This is a genomic window from Paenibacillus lentimorbus NRRL B-30488 (genome assembly GCF_000411595.1).
GTDB classification, from domain to species: domain Bacteria; phylum Bacillota; class Bacilli; order Bacillales; family Bacillaceae; genus Bacillus; species Bacillus velezensis.
The window spans coordinates 36632-57417 of record NZ_ANAT01000005.1; the positions used below are offsets into that span (position 1 = coordinate 36632).

Below are 20786 nucleotides of genomic sequence, written 5' to 3' on the forward strand. Positions count from 1 at the left end.
TTTCACCACCTTTATTCTTCATTTGCGTAAAAAGAGAGAAAAAGAGAACCTTTTTCTCTCATCTTCTAAGGGTTAGTTGCTTGGTGCAAATGTGCGTTTGAAGCCTTCGATTGCAGCTTTGAAGTCTTCATCAGCAGGAAGGTTTCCTGTTTTCGCAATGCCGTCAAGCAGATCTTTATGGTTTTGATCAAGGTACATGTAGTACTCTTCTTCAAAACGTCTGATATCCGCAACCGGAATATCATCAAGATATCCTTTTGTCAGCGCATAAAGAATGGCTACCTGTTTTTCAACCGGAAGCGGCTTATTCAAGTCTTGCTTCAGCACTTCAACTGTACGCGCACCGCGGTTCAGTTTCGCCTGAGTCGCCTGGTCAAGATCAGATCCGAATTGGGCGAATGCTTCAAGTTCACGGTATGAAGCAAGGTCAAGACGCAATGTTCCCGCTACCTTTTTCATCGCTTTGATTTGGGCTGACCCGCCGACACGGGATACGGATAATCCGGCATTGATCGCAGGACGCACGCCTGAGAAGAATAGGTCGGATTGAAGGAAAATCTGTCCGTCAGTAATGGAAATGACGTTTGTCGGGATATAAGCGGAGATATCTCCTGCTTGTGTTTCGACGAACGGCAGCGCCGTAATTGATCCTGCGCCTTTAGCGTCACTCAGCTTGGCTGCGCGCTCAAGCAGACGGGAGTGAAGATAGAATACATCCCCAGGGAATGCTTCACGGCCCGGCGGACGGCGAAGAAGCAATGACAGCTCACGGTAAGCGGCTGCTTGTTTGGATAAATCATCATATACGACGAGAACGTGCTTGCCGTTGTACATGAATTCTTCACCCATTGTCACCCCTGCATACGGTGCAAGGTAAAGAAGCGGAGCCGGCTGTGAAGCGGATGCCGTCACGACAATCGTGTAATCAAGCGCGCCATGCTTACGAAGTGTTTCCACCACGCCGCGTACTGTAGATTCTTTTTGGCCGATCGCTACGTACACACAGATCATGTCTTGATCTTTTTGGTTTAAGATTGTATCAATCGCAACAGATGTTTTACCTGTCTGACGATCCCCGATAATCAGCTCACGCTGTCCGCGGCCGATCGGAATTAACGCGTCGATCGCTTTGATACCCGTTTGCAGCGGCTCATGTACCGATTTACGGTCCATTACGCCTGGAGCCTGGCTTTCGATCGGACGTGTTTTGCTTGTCAGAATCGGACCCAGTCCGTCTACCGGCTGTCCGAGCGGGTTGACGATACGTCCGATTAATTCTTCACCTACAGGAACTTCCATGATGCGGCCCGTTCTTTTGACCTCATCACCTTCGCGGATATCTCTGTAAGGTCCTAAGATAACGATACCTACGTTGGATTCTTCAAGGTTTTGAGCCATACCCAAAACGCCGTTTGAAAACTCAACAAGTTCACCGGCCATACAATTGTCAAGGCCGTGTACACGCGCAATACCGTCTCCGACTTGGATGACTGTACCTACGTCATGAACTTCAATTTCAGATTGGTAATTTTGAATTTGCTGCTTTATCAGCGTGCTAATCTCTTCAGCTTTGATGCTCACTTAGGTTTCACCCCTTCTATCGATTTCCTCCGGCAAGTTGACGTTCCATGCGCTCAAGCTTTCCGCTTACGCTTCCGTCATAAATCCGGTTTCCAATGCGGACTTTAATGCCGCCTATTAAATCCGTCTGCACTTCATTTCTGATTCTGAGCGAAGCGATTCCGGCTTTTTTTGCAAACACTTGAGACAATGATAACATTTCCGCTTCTGACAGCGGTTTTACTGAATAAACAACCGCGTCCTCTGTCTGACGGGCCTGATTGGCAAGTTTGATAAACTCGTCTGTGAGATCAGGCACAATCGAAGACCGGCGGCGGTCAATCAGAAGAAAAATCGTATGCAGCACAGACTCAGACAGTGCGCCGAACGATTGCTGAATCAGCTCTTTTTTCTTAGCGGCCGATACCTTCGGATGGCTTAACACTTCCTGTAATCCGGCTTCGTTCCGGAACACTTCTTTTAGTACGGTAAGCTCTTCTTCGATTTCATTGATTTGAGAAGTCTCAACGGCAATGTCGAAAAGCGCTGACGCGTATCGTTTAGAGACAGCAGATCCACTCATCGGCTTTCTCCTACCTCTTTAAGATAGTCCTGAATCAGTTGTTCCTGGGCTTGTTCATCAAGCTCTTTTTCAATCACTTTCGATGCGATTAAGACAGAAAGTGATGCGACTTGCTCGCGAAGTGCGGAAACCGCTTGTTCTTTTTCTTTGACAATTTCGGTTCTCGCCGCTTCTTTCAATCTTTCAGACTCGGCGCGTGCAGCCTGGATAATGTCTTCCTTCTGCTTTTCACCCAATTTTTTCGCATTTTCAATGAGTGATTGTGATTCCTGTTTCGCTTCTTTTAAAAGAACGCGCTGCTCTTCAATCAGCTTCTGCGCTTCTTTATTTCTTTCTTCAGCGGACGTAATTTCGCCGGCGATATGATCTTCACGCTGTTTCATTATATTTAATAGCGGTCCAAGAGCGAATTTCTTGAGAAGCGCTAATAAAACTAACATAGCTAACAATTGGAATAGGATATCTCCGCCGTTAAACGACAGTCCTAATTCAAGAGGTAATTGAGACATCTACTACGGCAACTCCCTTCTGCAGGTTTTCTCTGCTGATAAAAAGCCGTTTCGGGACGGCCTGCTTATCAGACATAAAGCAATGGCGAAGGTTCTCTTAGAGTGATCTTCGCCATTTTTAGTTCATATAAGGCTTTTTGCTTAGCCAAAGAACGCTAAGAACGCGATAACGACAGCGATAATCGGAAGGGCCTCAACCAATGCGATACCCATGAACATAAGAGTTCTAAGTTCTTTTCCTGCTTCCGGCTGACGGGCGATTCCCTCTACCGTACGTGAAACGATCAGACCGTTACCAATACCTGCACCAAGTGCACCTAAACCGATTGCAATTGCAGCTGCTATTAAATTCATGAAAAAGTTCCTCCTTTAAAATGTTATCCGAATGGATATATGATTTTAATGATCATGACTGATTTTGTGTGACATGTACACCATCGTCAGCATCGTAAAGATAAATGCCTGGATGGTACCGATGAACAAGCTGAATGCCTGCCATGCAAGCATCGGAATAATGGCTCCGACTGTGCCGACCAAACCGAGAAAGAAACTGTTTGAGTAGAAATTCGTCGCCAGATTCGCAAGCAGGCCAAGAAGAATTTCCCCGGCGAAAATGTTACCGTAAAGACGAAGTCCGAGTGTCAGCGTATTCGCAAACTCCTCAATGATCTTCATCGGGAACATAAGCGGAACCGGTCTGAGGTAATCCTTAGAGTATTCCTTCAAACCTTTCATCTTCACGCCGTAATAGTGCGTTAACGACACAACCATAACGGCTAGAGTCAGAGTAATAGCCGGATCGGCCGTCGGTGATTTCCACCAAAGCTCGTGTCCGACCGTTACAGAAAACGGCAGCCCTAGCATATTTGATACAAATATGTACATCAGCAAGGTTACACCAAGCGCCAAGAAGTTAGCCCCTGTTTTTAAATCCATTGTACTGCCTATAATATTGCGGACAAAATCAACAATCCATTCCATGAAGTTCTGGGCTTTTCCCGGACGGATGGACAGCGTTCTTGTAGTAAGAATCGCAATCAGCAGCACAATCACACTTGCCACAGTAATCATCAGAATGTTTGTCAGATTAAAAGTAAGACCAAACAAATCAATAGTTCTGTAATCGTGATTCAATGGGTTTTCACCTCTCTTCCATTGATGAACGTTTGAGCTGAATAATGGAATCTATCATAATGACGGGATAAATTGTCATTAATCCAATAATCACACTTGCCACACTGACTTTATCGGGATATTTAAAGGCGACAGCCATCGCAAGTATCGCATTGCACCAACGCGCTGCGCTCCCGAGTGATCGTATGGACTTTCCTTTCGCCACGGCCTTGTCAAAAGCATTCATTCTTCTGGTCAAGAGCCACAAATTAAACAAACTGAAAACAGTTCCCAAAAAGAGGCCTAAAAAAACAGTTTTATACGCCGTAAGACCATATCCCAGCAAATAGATTGCTAAGATTACAAATACATATCTCCGTTGTCTGCTGAATGTAAGATTGGGATCGTCCATCAACTATCTGTCTCCTGATGAAAATGTAATATAATTCCTGGATACGGCAAAACATGCGGTTAACCCTTGCAGAAGGCCTTTTTTGTCCGCAAAACGGCCTGTTCGAAAAAACCACTCATCCTCCTGATGCCACGGGATGCTGTTTCATTCGCTTAGATAAATCCTCATATAACGGGTTTTTTTGGAGGATTTAAAATGAGGATGGATACTAGAAATGAAAGGAATGAAAACCTTCTCATAATACCCTCGTTTAGCATACAATAGCCCCTAACATGTGTCAATCTGTTTAAAGTTAAAAAACTTTTTATACCGGAAGCATACACAGAATGTTCACAAATTCACCTATAAATGTATGAACTCTGCCCATTCAGCAAATATCTGGATAAAAAAAGAAAACCCCCTGAATGAGGTTTTCCGATTTATTTGGTTCCGTACAGTCTGTCACCCGCGTCACCGAGGCCCGGAACGATATAGCCTTTTTCATTCAGTTTTTCATCAAGGGCGGCGATATAAATATCAACGTCAGAATGATGTTTCTGCAGCTCTTCCACGCCTTCCGGAGCCGCTACAAGACACATAAAACGAATGTTTCTCGCGCCGCGCTTTTTCAGGCTGTTGATCGCTTCAACCGCAGAGCCTCCCGTAGCAAGCATCGGATCCACGACAATAAATTCGCGTTCTTCTACATCAGAAGGAAGCTTGACATAGTATTCCACCGGTTTTAAGGTTTCCGGATCACGGTATAATCCGACATGTCCCACTTTAGCGGCCGGGATTAATTTCAGCATGCCGTCTACCATTCCGAGACCCGCTCTCAGGATCGGCACGATACCGAGTTTCTTCCCTGAAATCACTTTGGAAGTCGCTGTTTGAACAGGTGTTTTCACTTCCACTTCTTTAAGAGGAAGATCACGTGTAATTTCAAACGCCATCAGTGATGCGACTTCGTCCACAAGGTCTCTGAAATCCTTTGTACCTGTATTTTCATTCCGAATATATGTCAGCTTATGCTGGATTAAAGGATGATCAAATACGTAAACCTTTCCCATACTGTGTTCAGCTCCTTTTTTGTTGTCCGAGTGACTTTTTCACACTTCTATTGATTCTACAGAAAAAGACAAACAGTTTCAAGAAAATCATAAAAAAACCCGCCGGATTAAGGTTCCGGCAGGTTTCTTCCTTATTAATAGTCCAGTTCTTTATATAAAGGAAACTTTTCAGTCAAGGCAGATACGCGCTTTCTCGCTTCTTCAAGTTTTGCTTCGTCTTCATGATTTTTCAGCGCGAGGCCGATGATGGCGCCGACTTCTTCAAGCGCGTCACCGTCAAAGCCGCGGCTTGTCACAGCTGCCGTACCGAGACGGATTCCGCTTGTGACGAACGGTTTTTCCGGATCGTAAGGGATCGCGTTTTTATTAGATGTAATGCCGATTTCATCAAGAACGTGTTCAGCGACTTTTCCGGTCAGTCCGAGAGAACGGAGGTCGACAAGTACAAGGTGGTTATCCGTTCCGCCTGATACGAGCTGAATGCCCTCTTTGTTCAGAGACTCAGCCAGGCGCTTCGCGTTCGAGATGACGTTTTGCGCATATGTTTTGAAATCATCTTCAAGCACTTCTCCGAAAGAAACGGCTTTTGCCGCGATGACATGCATAAGCGGTCCGCCTTGGATTCCCGGGAAAATGGATTTATCAATCTTTTTGCCAAACTCTTCACGGCAAAGGATCATTCCTCCGCGGGGTCCGCGAAGTGTTTTGTGAGTCGTTGTCGTTACAAAGTCAGCGTAAGGAACCGGATTCGGATGAAGACCGGCTGCGACAAGACCCGCGATATGCGCCATGTCTACCATGAAGTAAGCGCCGACTTCATCAGCGATTTCGCGGAATTTTTTAAAGTCGATCGTGCGGGGGTATGCGCTCGCTCCGGCTACGATGAGTTTCGGCTTATGCGCCAGCGCTTTTTCACGCACATCTTCATAATCTATATATTGCGTGTCTTTATCGACACCGTATTCTACAAAGTTGTATTGAACGCCGCTGAAATTAACCGGGCTTCCGTGTGTTAAGTGGCCGCCGTGGGAGAGGTTCATCCCGAGCACCGTGTCGCCGTGCTCTAAAATCGTGAAGTAAACAGCCATGTTCGCCTGAGCGCCTGAGTGCGGCTGAACGTTTACATGCTCAGCTCCGAAAATCTCTTTCGCGCGGTCGCGGGCGATGTCCTCAACGACATCAACATGCTCACAGCCGCCGTAGTAGCGTTTGCCGGGGTAGCCTTCAGCATATTTGTTTGTTAAAACAGAGCCTTGTGCTTCCATTACCGCTTCCGTCACGAAGTTTTCAGAAGCAATTAATTCGATCTTAGTCTGTTGACGCTTACGCTCATCTTTGATGGCGTTAAACACTTGTTTATCTTGTACAGGTAAATGTTTCATCAGCGAGATCCTCTCCTATCCGTTTCCTGTTCTTTATTTTTACCACCCTTATTGTACATGGTTTTTCAGGTGAATGTAACAGCTTATTTAAAAAAATCACAAAATTTAATTAGAAAACACGAACATTATACAGGAAAAGCATTTTCATCATTCGCATTCATAAACGGCGCGAATTCCGCCTATCAGCTTCGGTCTTGTCCGGGCCATCGTTACATGTGCTTCTCCAAGCTCACGGCTCGATATCCGGACAGGGACGGCAACGGGTTTCAGATGCATGCCGATGAACGTATCACCGATGTCAATCCCGGCGTCAGCCTGAATCGATTCAGCGAGCACTGGAGAACGCATCTGCCGGTATGCATAAGAGGCCATCGCTCCGCCCGCTTTCGGGACGGGGACGGCTGAAACAATGGGGAGCCTGAACCGCTCGGCCGTTTCCGCTTCAATGACAAGCGCCCTGTTTAAATGCTCGCAGCATTGAAAAGCAAGATGCACACCCGTTTTTTCCTTAAACCGGTTAAGTCCGCTGTATATCAATTCAGCCCAATCCCCGCTTCCGGCGGTGCCGATCCGGCTTCCGGCGGCTTCACTTGTACTGCACCCGATCACCAGCAGACTGCCGTCCGTCAGTCCTGCCTGCTCTTGAAACTCAGTCAGCATGTCCGTCCATTTTTGCTTCATCTCTTCCATTGTCCAGCACCTCTTACAGATTTTTTTCTTCGTAATCTGCGATTTTGCCGATCCGCCGTTCGTGGCGGCCGCCCGTAAATTCAGTCGTCAGCCAGACTTTTGCGATTTCGCGCGCCAGCCCCGGGCCGATGACGCGTTCGCCCATCGCAAGAACATTCGTGTCATTGTGTTCACGCGTCGCTTTTGCGCTGAAGGTGTCATGGGCAAGCGCACAGCGTATGCCCTTTACCTTATTTGCGGAGATGCTCATGCCGATGCCTGTGCCGCAAATTAAAATTCCCCTGTCAGCTTCGCCGTTCACCACTTTTTCCGCTACCGGAAAAGCGTAGTCTGAATAATCGACAGAGCCGGCGCCGCATTCACAGCCCATATCAATGTATTCAATCTGCAATTCATCCAAAAGACTTTTTATTTCTTCGCGGATATGGACGCCGCCGTGATCTGACGCAATAGCTACTTTCATTCATTTACCTCCTAGGTGTGGCTGGGCGAAGACAGCCCAGTGTGCTTGTCCTTTTTATTACGAAATCCGTTGATTTCATTCTACTCTTTCACATTCGTTTTGCAAATGACCTGTTTGCAGATTTTCTGACAGATTACTTGCTTTTCCCGTCAAGCAATTGATCAGCCAAAAGGGTCAGCAGCTCCTCCAGTTCGTCCCGCGTCTGTTTATAAACATCAAGCGGACCGCCGAACGGGTCAGAGATATCGCCGTTTTCCCCCGTTACGTATTCTTTAATGGTAAAGACTTTGCCCTGACTGTTTTGATATCGGCCTTCAATCAGCTGTTTATGCTGTTCGGTCATCGCCAGCACCAGATCGGCCGTCTCGATATGTTCTTCCGATAAGGGAGATGAACTGTGATTGAGGGCGATCCGTTTTTCAAACAGCGCTTCTACGGCATGAGCCGACGCTTTTCCGTGCGGAGACGCGAATACGCCGGCCGAGCTTACGCTGACATCCAGCCCTTTCGTTTCTGCTATGGATTTAAAAAGAGCCTCAGCCATGGGACTGCGGCACGTATTGCCTGTACAAACAAAGATTATTTTCATGTCCGTCACCTCTTACTGCCTATTATAAATGAAGAAAAAAGAAACGGCATCTTCGTTTCTTTTTTTACGTATCTTATATCGGTAAAAGCAGTTTCAGCCCGAATCCGATCAAAATGGCTCCGCCAAGCGCTTCGCTGTAGGAGCCGAGCCACGACTGCACCTTTCTTCCCGCCAAAAGGCCCGCCCATGTTAAAACGGTGCTGAAGACCCCGAACAGCGTAACGGCCAGAAACGGATTGGAGCCGTTCATCCCGAGACTGAGCCCGACAGAAAAGCTGTCCAGACTGACACCGACCGCAAACAGCAACAGTCCCGAGCCTGCCGGAGATATGAGCGGCCCGTCCGATTGTTTAAACGCGGCGATCATCATCTGCACCCCTAAAATGAAAAGAAGAGATCCGCCGATGTAAACGGCGAGCATCCCCAGAAAACCGGACAGCAGATGCCCGGCCGCCATTCCCGCCAGCGGCATCATGACATGAAACAGCCCGATGACAACCCCTATATGAAAAATCTGTTTTTTCTTCAGCTGAATCATTCCCATTCCGAGTCCGACGGAAAAGGCATCCGTCCCCAAAGCAAATGCCATGATGCTTAAGGAGACAAGTTCCCCGATGAATAGATTCGACATGAATAAAAACCCCCTTGGACGTGCCCGCTTGTTTAGCTTATGCATGTCCGATAAGGGGTAGAACAAGTTAATGGATAACGGTGCCGCCTGCGGCTTTCATCAGCCTGTTCATAACGGCGAGCCCCACTCCGGTATCCGGAAAGGACTCAGAAATAATCATATCCACTTCCGCTTCATCAAAGCTGCGGAGCGCATCGTATAAGGCGGACGCCACTGTTTCAAGGTCGGCGCGTCTGCCGCAGACCTTGATATAATCAGCCTGGTAACTATCGGCGTTCTCTTCTGTTGTCAAAATGCCGATTCGTTTTCCCCGGCTTTTATATGCGTCTGCCAGTTCTTGAATTCTCCGGGCGCCGCCGTCGGCAATAGCCATCGGCGCAGAAGGCGCGTAATGTGTATATTTCATACCGGGAGAAATAGGAACCTCATCTTCTTCTGTCAGCCCTTTATCCACAAGAACCGGACCGGCGGCGGATTCAATCTGCTCTTTTGTCACGCCTCCCGGACGAAGCAGCACGGGCTGTTTCCCCGTACAGGACAGAACGGTTGATTCCACTCCGATTCCCGTCGCGCCGCCGTCCACAATACCGGCAATACGGCCGTTTAAATCATGAGCTACATGCTCGGCCTTCGTCGGGCTCGGTTTTCCTGATAAATTGGCGCTCGGCGCGGCGATCGGCAGTCCGGCCGAGCTGATGAGGGCTAATGCTGCCGGATGATCAGGCATTCTGACCGCTACCGTCTCAAGTCCCGCGGTGACACGGGGTGACAGCGCACCGGGCTTACACGGCAGGACAAGGGTCAGCGCCCCCGGCCAGAATAGCTCCATAAGCTTTTTCGCCGTCTCAGGAATATGGCTGATAAAACGATCAAGCTGGCTGACATGGGATATATGCACAATCAGCGGGTTATCGCTCGGCCTTCCTTTCGCCTCATATATTTTCGTTACGGCTTCCGTATTTTCAGCGTTAGCGCCCAGTCCGTAAACGGTTTCTGTCGGAAAAGCCACAACCTCATTCTGCCGGAGCAATTCCGCGGCTTGTGTAATCTGGGGATCGGTTGTGGATAATTCTGCGGAACAATCCACAAACCATCTTCTTGTTTTCATGTATAACCAAACTCCTTATTTTAAAGCGGTAAAACTTTATTTTCTCTCGTGTATTCCTTTTGAAAGTATAAAAGATGTCCTTTAATAAAACAAGTGTTATCCACAAACTGTGGACAACACTTTTTAATAAGTGGATAACCTTGTGTATAAGTTAGATCAGGCAGAGGTTTTCACCATTAAAAACGAACCTTCTGTGCATAACGAGTTGCGGAAATGTTCGGACGTATACAGTTCATCAGGCGCATCGGCGCACGCTTCAAATCCCATCACATTCAGAAACTCAGCAGATGAGGGCTGATTGGCGACTAAGTAGACATCTTGAATCTCATGTTTTTTGCACAGCACATCCATACTTTGAAACAGTGTAACGATATGGCTTTGATTCAGCCTGTCCGACATGACGAGTGAACGGAGAAGCCCTTTTCCGCCGCTGAATTTTTCGATCCCGAGACAGGCGGCAATCTTTTTTTCGCTGTCTTCCAGCACGATAAACCGGCTGATCTGCTGATCGATTTCCGCATGTGCCGTATCAGACTTTTTCAAAAAGGCCTCCAGCGCCTCCGTATCTTGATCTCTTGCCACTCTCAGCTGATAAAACATATATTTCCCTCCGTTTCGATCAACTCTTTCTTCCAATCTATGAATCGAATCCGGATTTATGCCTTTTGCTTCAGGAAAATAGATCTGAAATCCAATCGACGAGGAAAAACTTCACTTCGGTATCATCGTCATCTTTATTTTCTTTCTTCGCTTTATCAGCCTTTGCTTTTACGTCATCCAGCACTTTTTCTGTCTGTTTCTGCGTTTCTTCCTGCTTCTGTCCGCCGTCTTCCTGATCTTTCACCGCTTCGCCGTTTGAGAAATCAAGGAAGCACAGCGGCGGAAACAAGACGCACCACCAGTTGGCGCCCTCGCCATTGCCGAGTGTAATTAAAATCGCTTCATATTTTCCGGCCGGATAGACCATATTGCCGTACAGCTTTGTCGGAAACGAGATTTTATTGAATTGAACTGAAACGGATTGATGCGCACCCTTTTCTTTCATCGTTTGTTTGGCGATTTCTTTAATTTCAGGAAGCTTCGAACGAATGAGCCGCCGCGCTTCTTCAATGGAAGTGATATCTTTCACCCAGTCCGTAATTTGCCTGTTTACAGCATCTCTGATCTGGCGCTTGAGCTTTTGATCCTCATCGTTATCACTGTTGGCCAAAATCCTGAGCCGGATCGCTTCATCCGGTATGACGACGGGCTCATCGGCTGATGCCCGCGCCGTTTCTTCTTTTGTCAAACCCGCAAGCGCTCCTGATAATAAAAGAAAAATATATATGCAGATCATCATTGTCTGTTTCATCGGTCCCCACCGTTCCTCTCCGTGCTTTTTTTATCTAGTCCCATTATGGACATGACGGAAAAGGTTTAAACCGGCGGGAAGAAAAAAATCTAGCAAGCTGATAATCTGCATTGACAGATTCAAAATATGGTACGATATTATTTTGATAGGAGGTTTTCAGATGAAATATAATTACACCGTGCTGCTGTCGGCGGCATGTATGTCTGTCATTTATTCTATTTTGTATGTTCATCAATTCATTATCGCGGCTTTCATTTCGATGGCGTTTTATTTTTTGTTTCCTTATTTGATTTTTGCGCTGCCGCTTCAATACTTTCTGAATAAAAAGCCGAAGAGATTTCATCCGCTGTATTTTCTTTATTATTTAGGGGTGTCATTCATTGCAAACGGGATCATCTTCGGTCTTTTGCAGCCGTCAGGCCAATCTCTGTTTTCTAATTCAGCCTTTTATATCTTTGCGGTTTTAACAGCCGTCGTCTATTGGGTGTGGGATTCCGTATTGCTGCAAAGACAAAATCCGGCTACAGAAGCGTAATCAGCAGACAGCCGGCTGAAGGGAGAGCGGCGCAAAAGAAAACGGCGGCCATCTTTAAACGGGCGTGCCGTCCTTCTTCTGTTTCAGAATGATAATTGGCCCGCTGCTCCGCTCCGCTTACGGCCAGCCCGGAAACGATGACCGCTGCGACGATAAGAACAGCCGTAACGGCGCCGAAAATGATGTCAAAGCCAAACGGCAGGACAAATCCAGCCGCATAAGCTGCGGCGGCGAGTATACATCCGAAGGCGAACGCTTTTTTCAAGGCGGATGCCCCTTTCATTTTCTTTCCATTGTAACAAAAGCCCGCCGTGTGCGTCACCGGCGGGCTTTTTTCATGATGTGATGACCGCGGATACGGTTCTGTCTTTTCCGTTGATGTCCTGTACGACTTCCACTTCCGCATTCGGAAAGGAATGACGGAACAGGTCTTTCACGGCTTTTCCCTGATTATATCCGATTTCAAAGACGACAAGCGCTTTATCTTTCATGACAAGAGGCAGCTCCTCCATAAACCGCTTGTAGAATTTCAAACCGTCACCGCCGTCCGTAAGAGCATGAAGCGGCTCATGGAAACGGACGATATCCGACAAATCCGCCATTTCTTCTTCAGAAATATACGGCGGATTGGAAACAATAATATCCGCTTTTTTTCCTGATGAAATAAAAGGAGTTAACAGATCTCCCTGCAAAAAGCACACGTCCGCTCCGAGGTTTTGCGCATTTCTTTCCGCCACCTGCAGCGCTTCTTTTGAAATATCCGAAGCCGATACTGAAAAATGTCCGCATTCAAGCGCGAGCGTCACCGCAATAGCTCCGCTCCCCGTACCGATATCAATGACGTTCAGTCGTTCCGCCCCGGAAAATACCCGCTTCTGTCTGTCCAGCAGATGAAAGACGACTTCTTCCGTTTCCGGACGCGGAATGAGAACATCGTCATTCACAAAAAAATTCCCTGCCGTAAAACTGTTCTTTCCCGATAATATATTGAATCGGAATACCTTCTTTATGCATCTCCACGTGCCGTCTGAAACGGTAAAGTTCGTCCTCGCCGACGGGCTCCTGCAGACTTGCGAGAAGTTTGCTCCGATCCATTCCGGTATCATTTAACAGCAGCAGCTCGGCCGCGTTTTTTTCTCTTCCCGCTTCGGTTAAATAAGAAGAAGCCCAGCTTAGGGCTTCAAAAACGGTCTTCATCTTAATTTTCCGCCTGCTGGAGCTTGCTTGACTGGTCTTCTACGATTAACGCTTCAACCACTTCATCAAGCTTGCCTTCCAGGATTTGATCCAGCTTTTGAATCGTCAGGCCGATGCGGTGATCCGTCACACGGTTTTGCGGGAAATTGTATGTGCGGATACGCTCGGAACGGTCGCCTGATCCGACGGCTGATTTACGGGTCTGATCATATTCAGCCTGAGCTTCCTGCTGGAATTTGTCATAGATTCTGGCGCGGAGCACCTTCATCGCTTTTTCTTTGTTTTTAATCTGAGATTTTTCATCCTGACAGGATACGACGACACCGGTCGGTAAATGCGTCAGGCGTACGGCCGACATCGTCGTGTTTACGCTTTGTCCGCCCGGTCCGCTTGATGCGAATGTATCGACGCGGATGTCTTTTTCGTGGATGTCCACTTCTACTTCTTCCGCTTCAGGAAGACACGCCACCGTCGCCGTGGATGTATGAATACGGCCGCCTGATTCCGTTTCCGGCACACGCTGTACGCGGTGCGCGCCATTTTCATACTTCAGCTTGGAGTATGCGCCTTTTCCCGTAATCATAAAGATGATTTCTTTGTAACCGCCCGTTCCGGTCACGTTTGCTTCCATGACTTCAGTCTTCCAGCCTTGGATTTCGGCGTAACGGGAGTACATTCTGTAGAGATTTCCCGCAAACAGCGCGGCTTCTTCTCCTCCCGCTGCTCCGCGGATCTCCATGATTACGTTTTTGTCATCGTTCGGGTCTTTCGGGATGAGGAGCACTTTCAAACGCTCTGATAAGGTTTCCGTCTCTCCCTGCAGTTCGGAGATTTCTTCCTTCACCATTTCTCTCATATCGGCATCAAGCTTTTCCTCAAGCATCGCTTTCGCATCGGCAAGCTGTTCTGATGCGTCTCTGTATTGTCTATAGACTTCAACGGTTTCTTGTATATCAGATTGCTCTTTCGAATATTCTCTAAGCTTTTTCGGATCGTTGACCACTTCCGGATCACTTAAAAGCTCATTTAATTTTTCGTATCGTTGTTCAATTGACTGTAAACGGTCTAACACGGTCTTCACCTCTGTTTTCCTGTGCGTAACATTCTCATTATAGTATAGGGCTTATCACCAGTCAAAAGCAATTCGCCTCTGTTATACTGAAGCAAAAAAGGAGGGGCGGATATGCTGAAATCCATCCACCATATAGCAATCATATGCTCTGATTATGAAAAGTCGAAAGCTTTTTACACCGAGATACTCGGTTTCGGCATTATAAAAGAAACATACCGAAAGGAACGGGAATCTTATAAACTCGATCTGGCGCTGAACGGCGTGTATGCGATTGAATTGTTTTCCTTTCCCGATCCGCCCGAACGGCCGACCAGACCGGAAGCCGCGGGTCTCCGGCATCTCGCCTTCACCGTAAACGATCTTGAAGCAGCCGTCAGGGAGTTAAAGGAAAAGGGCGTCGGCACAGAACCGATCAGAACCGATCCTCTGACGGGGAAACGGTTTACCTTTTTCTTCGATCCCGACAAGCTTCCGCTTGAATTGTATGAAGCGTAACGTTTTTTGAAGAAATGCCGCTTTCTTTGGCGAATTCCTTCTTGTTTTGTCTAACATGAAGGGAACGCCGCCTCATGGTCGAATACCTAGCAAAAAGGAGGTATGTGATCATGAATACAAACATGGCCGCGAAAGAGCTCGGTGTCTCCGCAAAAACGGTGCAAAGGTGGGTCAAGCAGCTGAATCTTCCGGCTGAGCGGAATGAGCTCGGACATTATTCCTTTACACCTGAAGATCTTGATGTGCTGAAATCGGTCAAACGGCAAATTTCTGAAGGCACTGCCCTTCTGGACGTTCAAGTGCCCCGGCAGCCGAAAAAACGGACAGGCTTCATTTTGCAGCGTCCGAAAATCAATGGCGGCGCTGAACAAAGGTTGGCAGAGCTGGAGCGCAAACTGGACATTCTCACGAAAGAGAAACAAGGTGAGAACCATCTGCTTTCAAGGATAGAGGAGCTGGAACGCCAGCTGAAACAAAAAGCGGATGAAGGGGTGTCTTATCAGCTTCTTCAGCACAGACGGGAAATTGACGACCTCAATACCGAATTGCAGACATTGACCTCCCGCATCCAGGAACTTGCCCAGACAGCTCCCCTCTCAGAAACAGCCGCTTCTTCAGAACATAAGAAACCCAGAAAAAAAACGAGATTTTCGCCTTTTAAATTTCAATTCTAATCAAAAAAGCTCCCTGAAACAGGGAGCTTTTCATTATGCAGTCAGCGCAATGATGATCGGCAGTGAGATGAGAGATAAAATCGCACTGATCACGAACGCGGACGCAGTTTCTTCCTCTTGTTTTTCGAAACGTGTGGCAATCATCGCCGCTACCGCAGATCCAGGGAATGCAACGAGCAATACCGCTTTCGTGATCTGGTCAGCCGGAAGTCCGACTGCAAGAGCGATCAAGTACATCAGCGCAGGCTGAACGGCAACTTTTAACAAAGCGATACCGAAAGCCGGCAGACTGAGCTTGATGTTGCGGATACCGACAGTTACACCGACGGCAAAGAGTGCAACACCTGATGTTGTGCTTCCGAGCTGATCAAGCATTTTTTCACCCAAGCCAGGGAGTGTCACACCGCAGAGTACCAGGATGATACTGATAAGCGGTGCAGCCGCAAGCGGTTCGGAAAGACCGTGAAGAATAGACTTACCAGTCATTTTCCAGAAGTTCTCGTTTTCGCTGTCTTGTTTCTTAGATGACTCTCCGACAGTAGCGATAATGATCGCAAGCGGGTCAAGGATGGCGTTAACCACGATACCCGTAACGGCGATAGGAATCGCTACTTCGTTTGCTCCGAATAAGCTTCCGAGTACCGGAATACCCATAAATGCAAATGTCGGCTGTGCAGAGTTTAAAGAAAATACAGATGAATTCGTTAAATCATACTTGAAGATAAATTTGCAAACCAACAGAATGACGATAAAGAATCCGACAATCCCAATGATCAAAGCGATCATCAAAGGAACCTGTGATAAAAACGCACTTCTTGAAGTGGTTAAAATACTTGCGATAAAATGCGCCGGAAGCGCGTACTTCGTAACTAAGGTGCTTACCCCTTTTGCTGACTTCGCGTCATAACTTCCGAAGCGACCTGCGAACCATCCCAGCACGATCACGAAAAAGATCGGCGCCAGGAGGATTAAAATATCTAAGAAGCTCAAAATATTCTCCTCCAAATCCTTAATGTCCGTATACTTTAGCCTTTACATAAAAGCTTTCCCTCGGACTGTAAAATTAATCGTAAAATTATTTAGCGATAACTTGTTTATATTGCGGTTTCCACATTGCATCAAGAACGGCTTGTTCTACATTCTCAGGAATGCGGTTTGCCACGCCTTCTTTAATGGCAGTTTCCGCTACGGCGATCGCAACTTTAATTGAAACTTCTTGTAAGTCGCTCATGCTCGGCAGAAGGCCTGCACCCGGTGTTTCAAAATCAACGCTTTCTGCGATTGCGTCAGCAGTTGCCGCAAACATTGCAGGAGTAATCACTTTCGCTTCTACAACGATTGAACCGAGACCAAGTCCAGGGAACGCGAACGCGTTGTTAGATTGTCCGATTTCATGAGAAACGCCATTGTACTCTACATTGTCAAACGGGCTTCCTGTCGCCACAAGCACTTTGCCGTCAGTCCATTTGAATAGATCGCTAGGAACGGCTTCAGCAAGCGGTGTCGGGTTAGACATCGGCATGATGACCGGACGCTCAACGTGTTTTGCCATTTCTTTGACGATTTCTTCACTGAACGCGCCGCTTTGGCCTGATGTACCGATTAAGATTGTCGGTTTCGCTTGACGGATCACTTCAATGAAAGGAATTTGTCCGTTTTCATCGCGTTTCCAATCTTTAATTTCTTCAGCTGTGCGCAGGTACGGCTCTTGGAAATCAAGAATGTTTTCCATACCTTCAATTAACAAGCCTCTGTAGTCCATTGTGTAGAACGCTTTGTTGGCTTCTTCTTCAGAAAGACCGGCAAGCACCATAGTGTCGCGGATTTGGTCAGCGATTCCGATTCCGGCAGATCCCGCACCGAAGACAACCACACGCTGGTCTTTAATAGACGCGCCTGTTTTCTTCATAGCCGCAAGCACACCTGCAAGCGTAATCGCGCCTGTTCCTTGAATGTCATCGTTGAATGTAAGAATTTCATGGTTGTATTTCTTCATGATATTGCGCGCGTTTTTGTTTCCAAGGTCTTCCCAGTGAAGAAGAGCTTTAGGGAAATATTTAAGCGCAGCTTTTACATAAGCGTCAATGAAAGCTTCATAACGTTCGCCTTGGATACGTTCATGACGGTTACCGATGTATAAAGGATCGTTCAGAAGTTTTTCATTGTTCGTACCGACGTCAAGAACGACAGGAATAACACGGCTTGGGTCAATACCGGCAGCCGCTGTGTATACGGCTAATTTACCGATGGCGATGTTGATACCGCCTACACCCCAGTCACCGATTCCGAGGATGCTTTCTGAGTCTGTCGCAACGATCAGATCAATATCTCCGGCAGTGGCATGAAGGTTTTCAAATGCCTCTTCAATTCCTTCCACGTTGTCGATAGAAAGGTAAATCCCTTGAGGTCTTCTGTACTCATGGCTGTATTCTTGAATCGCTTCACCGACAGTCGGTGTGTAAACAACCGGCAGCATTTCACGAAGATGGTTTTGAAGCAATTTAAAGAAAAGAACTTCGTTACGGTTTTGCAAATCATTCAAATATACGTTTTGGCGAAGGCGGTCCGGCTGAGCTTGAAACTGCTCGTATGCGCGTTTTGCCTGCTCATCAAGAGACAGAATGGTCGGAGGAAGCAGCCCGTCTAATCCAAGGCTTTTTCTTTCTTCTGCTGAAAACGCAACACCTTTATTTAAAGTAGGGATAGATAGAACTTCTTTTCCTCTTAAAGTAGTTTCTAAGTTGCCTTCCTTCGTTACTTTAATATTATTCAAGAAAATCTCCTTCTTTCTTCAAATAGTTAACAAAGTTAAGTAATTACCCATTTTGGCCAGTGTGATCGCGATCTGCTATATCTTTTTTTGACAATTATTCGAACAATGTCTCATAACTATTTACATTACTTAGTCATTTTATGCCTGTAAAAATGAAAATTCAAGAGATGAAAATTACTTAATTTTTTCATACTCTTTTTTAAGTTATTTAACTACAATTTTTGAAAAAACGTCAAAAAAACACCGGATTTTTTACCGATGTTTTCATGAAAAGGGTTATTTATCAGACTGTTTTTTCGGCACTTCGTGATGATGTCTGCATCTCGCTTCGTATGACTCCGACGCGCCGACTAAAATGACCGGATCATCATAGGAAGCGGGCTTCCCGTCAATCAAACGCTGCGTACGGCTTGCCGGCGACCCGCAAACGGAGCAGACCGCCTGCAGCTTCGTCACTGATTCGGCAACCGCCATCAGATTCGGCACCACGCCGAACGGCTCTCCCCGGAAATCCATATCAAGTCCGGCCGCGATGACACGATAGCCTTTATCCGCAAGCGAGGATAAGTCGCCGATGATCGATTCGCCGAAAAACTGCACTTCATCTACCGCAATGACGTCCGTGCTTTCACTGATATGATCCCATATTTCAGCCGAAGACGAGATGACGTGGCTTGTCATGGAGGTGCCGTTGTGAGAAACGACAGCCTCCTCACTGTAGCGATTATCAATGGCAGGTTTGAACACCTTGACCTCCTGCTTCGCATAAGTCGCTCTTTTCACTCTGCGGATCAGCTCTTCTGATTTCCCAGAGAACATGCTGCCGCATATCAGCTCAAGCCATCCGCTTTGCTTCATTATGTACATAGGCTATCCGCTCCCCTTTTTTTCCTGTTTATGGACATAAAAAACAGGCAAGAAGCAATTCTTGCCTGCCTGTAAAATCTATTATTACTTAAGACCGTATTTTTTGTTAAAGCGATCAACACGACCATCAGCAGAAGCGAATTTTTGACGTCCAGTGTAGAATGGGTGGCATTCAGAGCAAATCTCAACGCGTACCTCTTCTTTTACTGAGCCTGTTTCAAATTCATTTCCGCAAGCGCATTTAACTGTTGCTTTTTTGAAATTAGGATGAATTCCTGCTTTCATTGTATCCATCTCCTTCCGCCCTGAATCCCGTGTGGAAACAGAGTTATTATTCCGGAGCGAATCCGGAACGCATATGAGAGAATTATATCAGTCATTTACTGCATTTGCAAATACATTTTTTATCAGCGGCGGGCTGATGATGAAAGGTTTGCCTGCTTCCATTCTTGGTTGATCAGATCGAAGAATTCCTGATTCGTTTTTGTTTTTTTCATTTTTCTCATAAACTTCTCTGCGAAGTCCGGAGAATCAGACATCGATTTGCGGATCGCCCATAGACGGTCAAGATGCTCTTTCGGCACGAGCAGCTCTTCCTTCCGCGTGCCGGAGCGGCGGATATCGATCGCCGGGAAAATCCGTCTTTCCGCGAGAGAACGGTCAAGGTGAAGCTCCATGTTGCCCGTTCCTTTAAACTCTTCATAGATGACGTCATCCATCCGGGAACCCGTGTCTACGAGCGCCGTCGCCAAAATGGTCAGGCTGCCGCCCTCTTCAATGTTTCTCGCGGCACCGAAAAAGCGCTTCGGACGATGGAACGCAGCCGGGTCAATCCCGCCGGAAAGCGTACGTCCGCTTGGCGGGATAACGAGGTTGTAGGCCCGTGCCAGGCGGGTAATGCTGTCCATCAGAATGATAACGTCTTTTTTGTGTTCAACGAGACGCATCGCCCGTTCAAGCACAAGCTCCGCTACCTTAATGTGATTTTCCGGCACTTCATCGAACGTCGAGCTGACGACATCGCCCGCTACGGAACGTTCAATATCCGTTACTTCTTCCGGTCTTTCATCAATTAAGAGAACGATCAATTCAGCGTCAGGCTGATTTGTCGTAATGCTGTTAGCGATTTCTTTTAACAGCATGGTTTTACCGGCTTTCGGCGGCGCCACGATCAGACCGCGCTGGCCGAAACCGACGGGAGCCATCATATCGAGAATTCTTGTTGAGAGATAATTCGGTTTCGTCTCAAGCACCATTTGGCGGTCCGGATAAAGCGGTGTCAGCGCGGGAAAATGAACGCGCTCTTTCGCAGATTCCGGATCGTCTCCATTTACCGCTTCAACGTGCAAAAGTCCGTAATAGCGTTCGTTTTCTTTCGGCGGACGCACCTTGCCGGATACTTTGTCACCGTTTCTTAAATCAAAGCGGCGGATCTGGGAAGCAGAAATATAGATGTCTTCTGAGCTTGGCGAGTAATTAATCGGTCTGAGGAAGCCGAATCCTTCCGATTGGATGATTTCGAGCACGCCTTCCATAAACAGAAGATCCTCCTGCTCGGCGTTGGCTTTCAGGATGGCAAAGATTAATTCTTTTTTAGTCAGTTTGCTGTAGTAGGAGATTTTATAATGTCTGGCCAGTTCATATAGTTCTTTTAATTTCATATTTTCCAAAGAGGAAATAGATACGTCTTTCATAAAAACACCACGCTTTTCATAGTCAATGTATTGCTGTTT

The 20786-nt window shown here is 47.0% G+C and carries 25 protein-coding genes and 1 pseudogene; 3 read left to right on the plus strand and 23 right to left on the minus strand.

The window, feature by feature from the left end; genetic code table 11:
• Positions 1–72 precede the first annotated feature (72 nt).
• The 15 genes from atpA to spoIIR all read right to left on the minus strand — a co-directional run bounded on the left by atpA (position 73) and on the right by spoIIR (position 11440).
• Positions 73–1581: a F0F1 ATP synthase subunit alpha gene (atpA, locus tag D368_RS00990; RefSeq protein ID WP_003151170.1), complete on the minus strand. Its 1509-nt coding sequence runs from the start codon at positions 1579–1581 to the stop codon at positions 73–75.
• A gap of 16 nt (positions 1582–1597) precedes the next feature.
• Positions 1598–2143 carry a F0F1 ATP synthase subunit delta gene (locus D368_RS00995; protein WP_003151169.1) on the minus strand — a complete coding sequence of 182 codons (546 nt, stop codon included), beginning with the start codon at positions 2141–2143 and terminating at the stop codon, positions 1598–1600.
• Positions 2140–2652 (minus strand): F0F1 ATP synthase subunit B, encoded by a 513-nt coding sequence (atpF, locus tag D368_RS01000; protein WP_003151168.1) that lies wholly within the window; start codon positions 2650–2652, stop codon positions 2140–2142. The genes D368_RS00995 and atpF overlap by 4 nt, the downstream gene beginning before the upstream one ends.
• 141 nt (positions 2653–2793) lie before the next feature.
• Positions 2794–3006: a F0F1 ATP synthase subunit C gene (atpE, locus tag D368_RS01005; RefSeq protein ID WP_003151167.1), complete on the minus strand. Its 213-nt coding sequence runs from the start codon at positions 3004–3006 to the stop codon at positions 2794–2796.
• A 45-nt stretch (positions 3007–3051) separates the two neighbouring features.
• Positions 3052–3786, minus strand: a complete 735-nt coding sequence (atpB, locus tag D368_RS01010) for a F0F1 ATP synthase subunit A (RefSeq protein WP_003151158.1) — start codon at positions 3784–3786, stop codon at positions 3052–3054.
• A 7-nt stretch (positions 3787–3793) separates the two neighbouring features.
• Complete coding sequence (gene atpI / locus D368_RS01015; RefSeq protein ID WP_003151155.1) at positions 3794–4177, minus strand: ATP synthase subunit I; 384 nt, start codon at positions 4175–4177, stop codon at positions 3794–3796.
• A gap of 419 nt (positions 4178–4596) precedes the next feature.
• Positions 4597–5226 carry a uracil phosphoribosyltransferase gene (gene upp / locus D368_RS01020; protein WP_003151154.1) on the minus strand — a complete coding sequence of 210 codons (630 nt, stop codon included), beginning with the start codon at positions 5224–5226 and terminating at the stop codon, positions 4597–4599.
• Between the two features lie 134 nt (positions 5227–5360).
• Positions 5361–6608, minus strand: a complete 1248-nt coding sequence (glyA, locus tag D368_RS01025; RefSeq protein WP_102422814.1) for a serine hydroxymethyltransferase — start codon at positions 6606–6608, stop codon at positions 5361–5363.
• Positions 6609–6755: 147 nt separating this feature from the next.
• Positions 6756–7298, minus strand: coding sequence for a TIGR01440 family protein (locus tag D368_RS01030; protein WP_070082509.1), 543 nt, complete (start codon positions 7296–7298; stop codon positions 6756–6758).
• Positions 7299–7311: 13 nt separating this feature from the next.
• Positions 7312–7761, minus strand: a complete 450-nt coding sequence (rpiB, locus tag D368_RS01035; protein ID WP_003151149.1) for a ribose 5-phosphate isomerase B — start codon at positions 7759–7761, stop codon at positions 7312–7314.
• 133 nt (positions 7762–7894) lie between these two features.
• Positions 7895–8350, minus strand: a complete 456-nt coding sequence (locus tag D368_RS01040; RefSeq protein ID WP_003151148.1) for a low molecular weight protein arginine phosphatase — start codon at positions 8348–8350, stop codon at positions 7895–7897.
• A gap of 73 nt (positions 8351–8423) precedes the next feature.
• Complete coding sequence (locus D368_RS01045) at positions 8424–8981, minus strand: manganese efflux pump MntP (protein ID WP_039253506.1); 558 nt, start codon at positions 8979–8981, stop codon at positions 8424–8426.
• A gap of 67 nt (positions 8982–9048) precedes the next feature.
• A complete protein-coding gene (locus D368_RS01050; protein WP_071392412.1) occupies positions 9049–10089 on the minus strand; it encodes an L-threonylcarbamoyladenylate synthase in 1041 nt (346 codons plus the stop codon).
• A gap of 156 nt (positions 10090–10245) precedes the next feature.
• Positions 10246–10689, minus strand: a complete 444-nt coding sequence (locus tag D368_RS01055; protein ID WP_003151145.1) for a GNAT family N-acetyltransferase — start codon at positions 10687–10689, stop codon at positions 10246–10248.
• A 70-nt stretch (positions 10690–10759) separates the two neighbouring features.
• A complete protein-coding gene (spoIIR, locus tag D368_RS01060; RefSeq protein WP_071392413.1) occupies positions 10760–11440 on the minus strand; it encodes a stage II sporulation protein R in 681 nt (226 codons plus the stop codon).
• Between the two features lie 160 nt (positions 11441–11600).
• Here spoIIR and D368_RS01065 point away from each other — a divergent pair, with 160 nt between their 5' ends.
• On the plus strand, positions 11601–11975 hold the full coding sequence (locus D368_RS01065) for a UPF0715 family protein (RefSeq protein ID WP_003151143.1): 375 nt from the start codon (positions 11601–11603) through the stop codon (positions 11973–11975).
• On the opposite strand, the gene D368_RS01070 is transcribed toward D368_RS01065, so the two are convergent.
• From D368_RS01070 to prfA, 3 genes and pseudogenes are all read right to left on the minus strand, one after another.
• The gene (locus tag D368_RS01070) at positions 11962–12240 is read right to left on the minus strand and encodes a DUF5316 family protein (RefSeq protein ID WP_069449066.1); all 279 of its coding nucleotides are present in this window, start codon (positions 12238–12240) and stop codon (positions 11962–11964) included. The genes D368_RS01065 and D368_RS01070 overlap by 14 nt on opposite strands.
• A gap of 70 nt (positions 12241–12310) precedes the next feature.
• Positions 12311–13172: pseudogene (prmC, locus tag D368_RS01075) on the minus strand (peptide chain release factor N(5)-glutamine methyltransferase).
• Position 13173: 1 nt separating this feature from the next.
• Complete coding sequence (gene prfA, locus D368_RS01080; RefSeq protein WP_003151139.1) at positions 13174–14244, minus strand: peptide chain release factor 1; 1071 nt, start codon at positions 14242–14244, stop codon at positions 13174–13176.
• A gap of 111 nt (positions 14245–14355) precedes the next feature.
• Between prfA and gloA2 the strand changes: the two genes are divergently transcribed.
• Both gloA2 and racA read left to right on the plus strand, forming a co-directional pair.
• Complete coding sequence (gene gloA2, locus D368_RS01085) at positions 14356–14739, plus strand: SMU1112c/YaeR family gloxylase I-like metalloprotein (protein ID WP_039253500.1); 384 nt, start codon at positions 14356–14358, stop codon at positions 14737–14739.
• Positions 14740–14849: 110 nt separating this feature from the next.
• Complete coding sequence (gene racA / locus D368_RS01090) at positions 14850–15413, plus strand: chromosome-anchoring protein RacA (protein ID WP_071392415.1); 564 nt, start codon at positions 14850–14852, stop codon at positions 15411–15413.
• 33 nt (positions 15414–15446) lie between these two features.
• Here racA and D368_RS01095 read toward each other — a convergent pair whose 3' ends face one another.
• The 5 genes from D368_RS01095 to rho all read right to left on the minus strand — a co-directional run bounded on the left by D368_RS01095 (position 15447) and on the right by rho (position 20747).
• Positions 15447–16403 (minus strand): AEC family transporter, encoded by a 957-nt coding sequence (locus D368_RS01095; RefSeq protein WP_003151136.1) that lies wholly within the window; start codon positions 16401–16403, stop codon positions 15447–15449.
• Between the two features lie 85 nt (positions 16404–16488).
• Positions 16489–18186 (minus strand): oxaloacetate-decarboxylating malate dehydrogenase, encoded by a 1698-nt coding sequence (gene malS / locus D368_RS01100; protein ID WP_003151135.1) that lies wholly within the window; start codon positions 18184–18186, stop codon positions 16489–16491.
• A gap of 276 nt (positions 18187–18462) precedes the next feature.
• Entirely contained in the window at positions 18463–19053 is a 591-nt protein-coding gene (locus tag D368_RS01105) for a thymidine kinase (RefSeq protein WP_014419111.1), read from the minus strand.
• Positions 19054–19137: 84 nt separating this feature from the next.
• Positions 19138–19338 carry a 50S ribosomal protein L31 gene (gene rpmE, locus D368_RS01110; RefSeq protein WP_003151132.1) on the minus strand — a complete coding sequence of 67 codons (201 nt, stop codon included), beginning with the start codon at positions 19336–19338 and terminating at the stop codon, positions 19138–19140.
• A 122-nt stretch (positions 19339–19460) separates the two neighbouring features.
• Positions 19461–20747 carry a transcription termination factor Rho gene (rho, locus tag D368_RS01115; RefSeq protein ID WP_003151107.1) on the minus strand — a complete coding sequence of 429 codons (1287 nt, stop codon included), beginning with the start codon at positions 20745–20747 and terminating at the stop codon, positions 19461–19463.
• Positions 20748–20786: the final 39 nt, after the last annotated feature.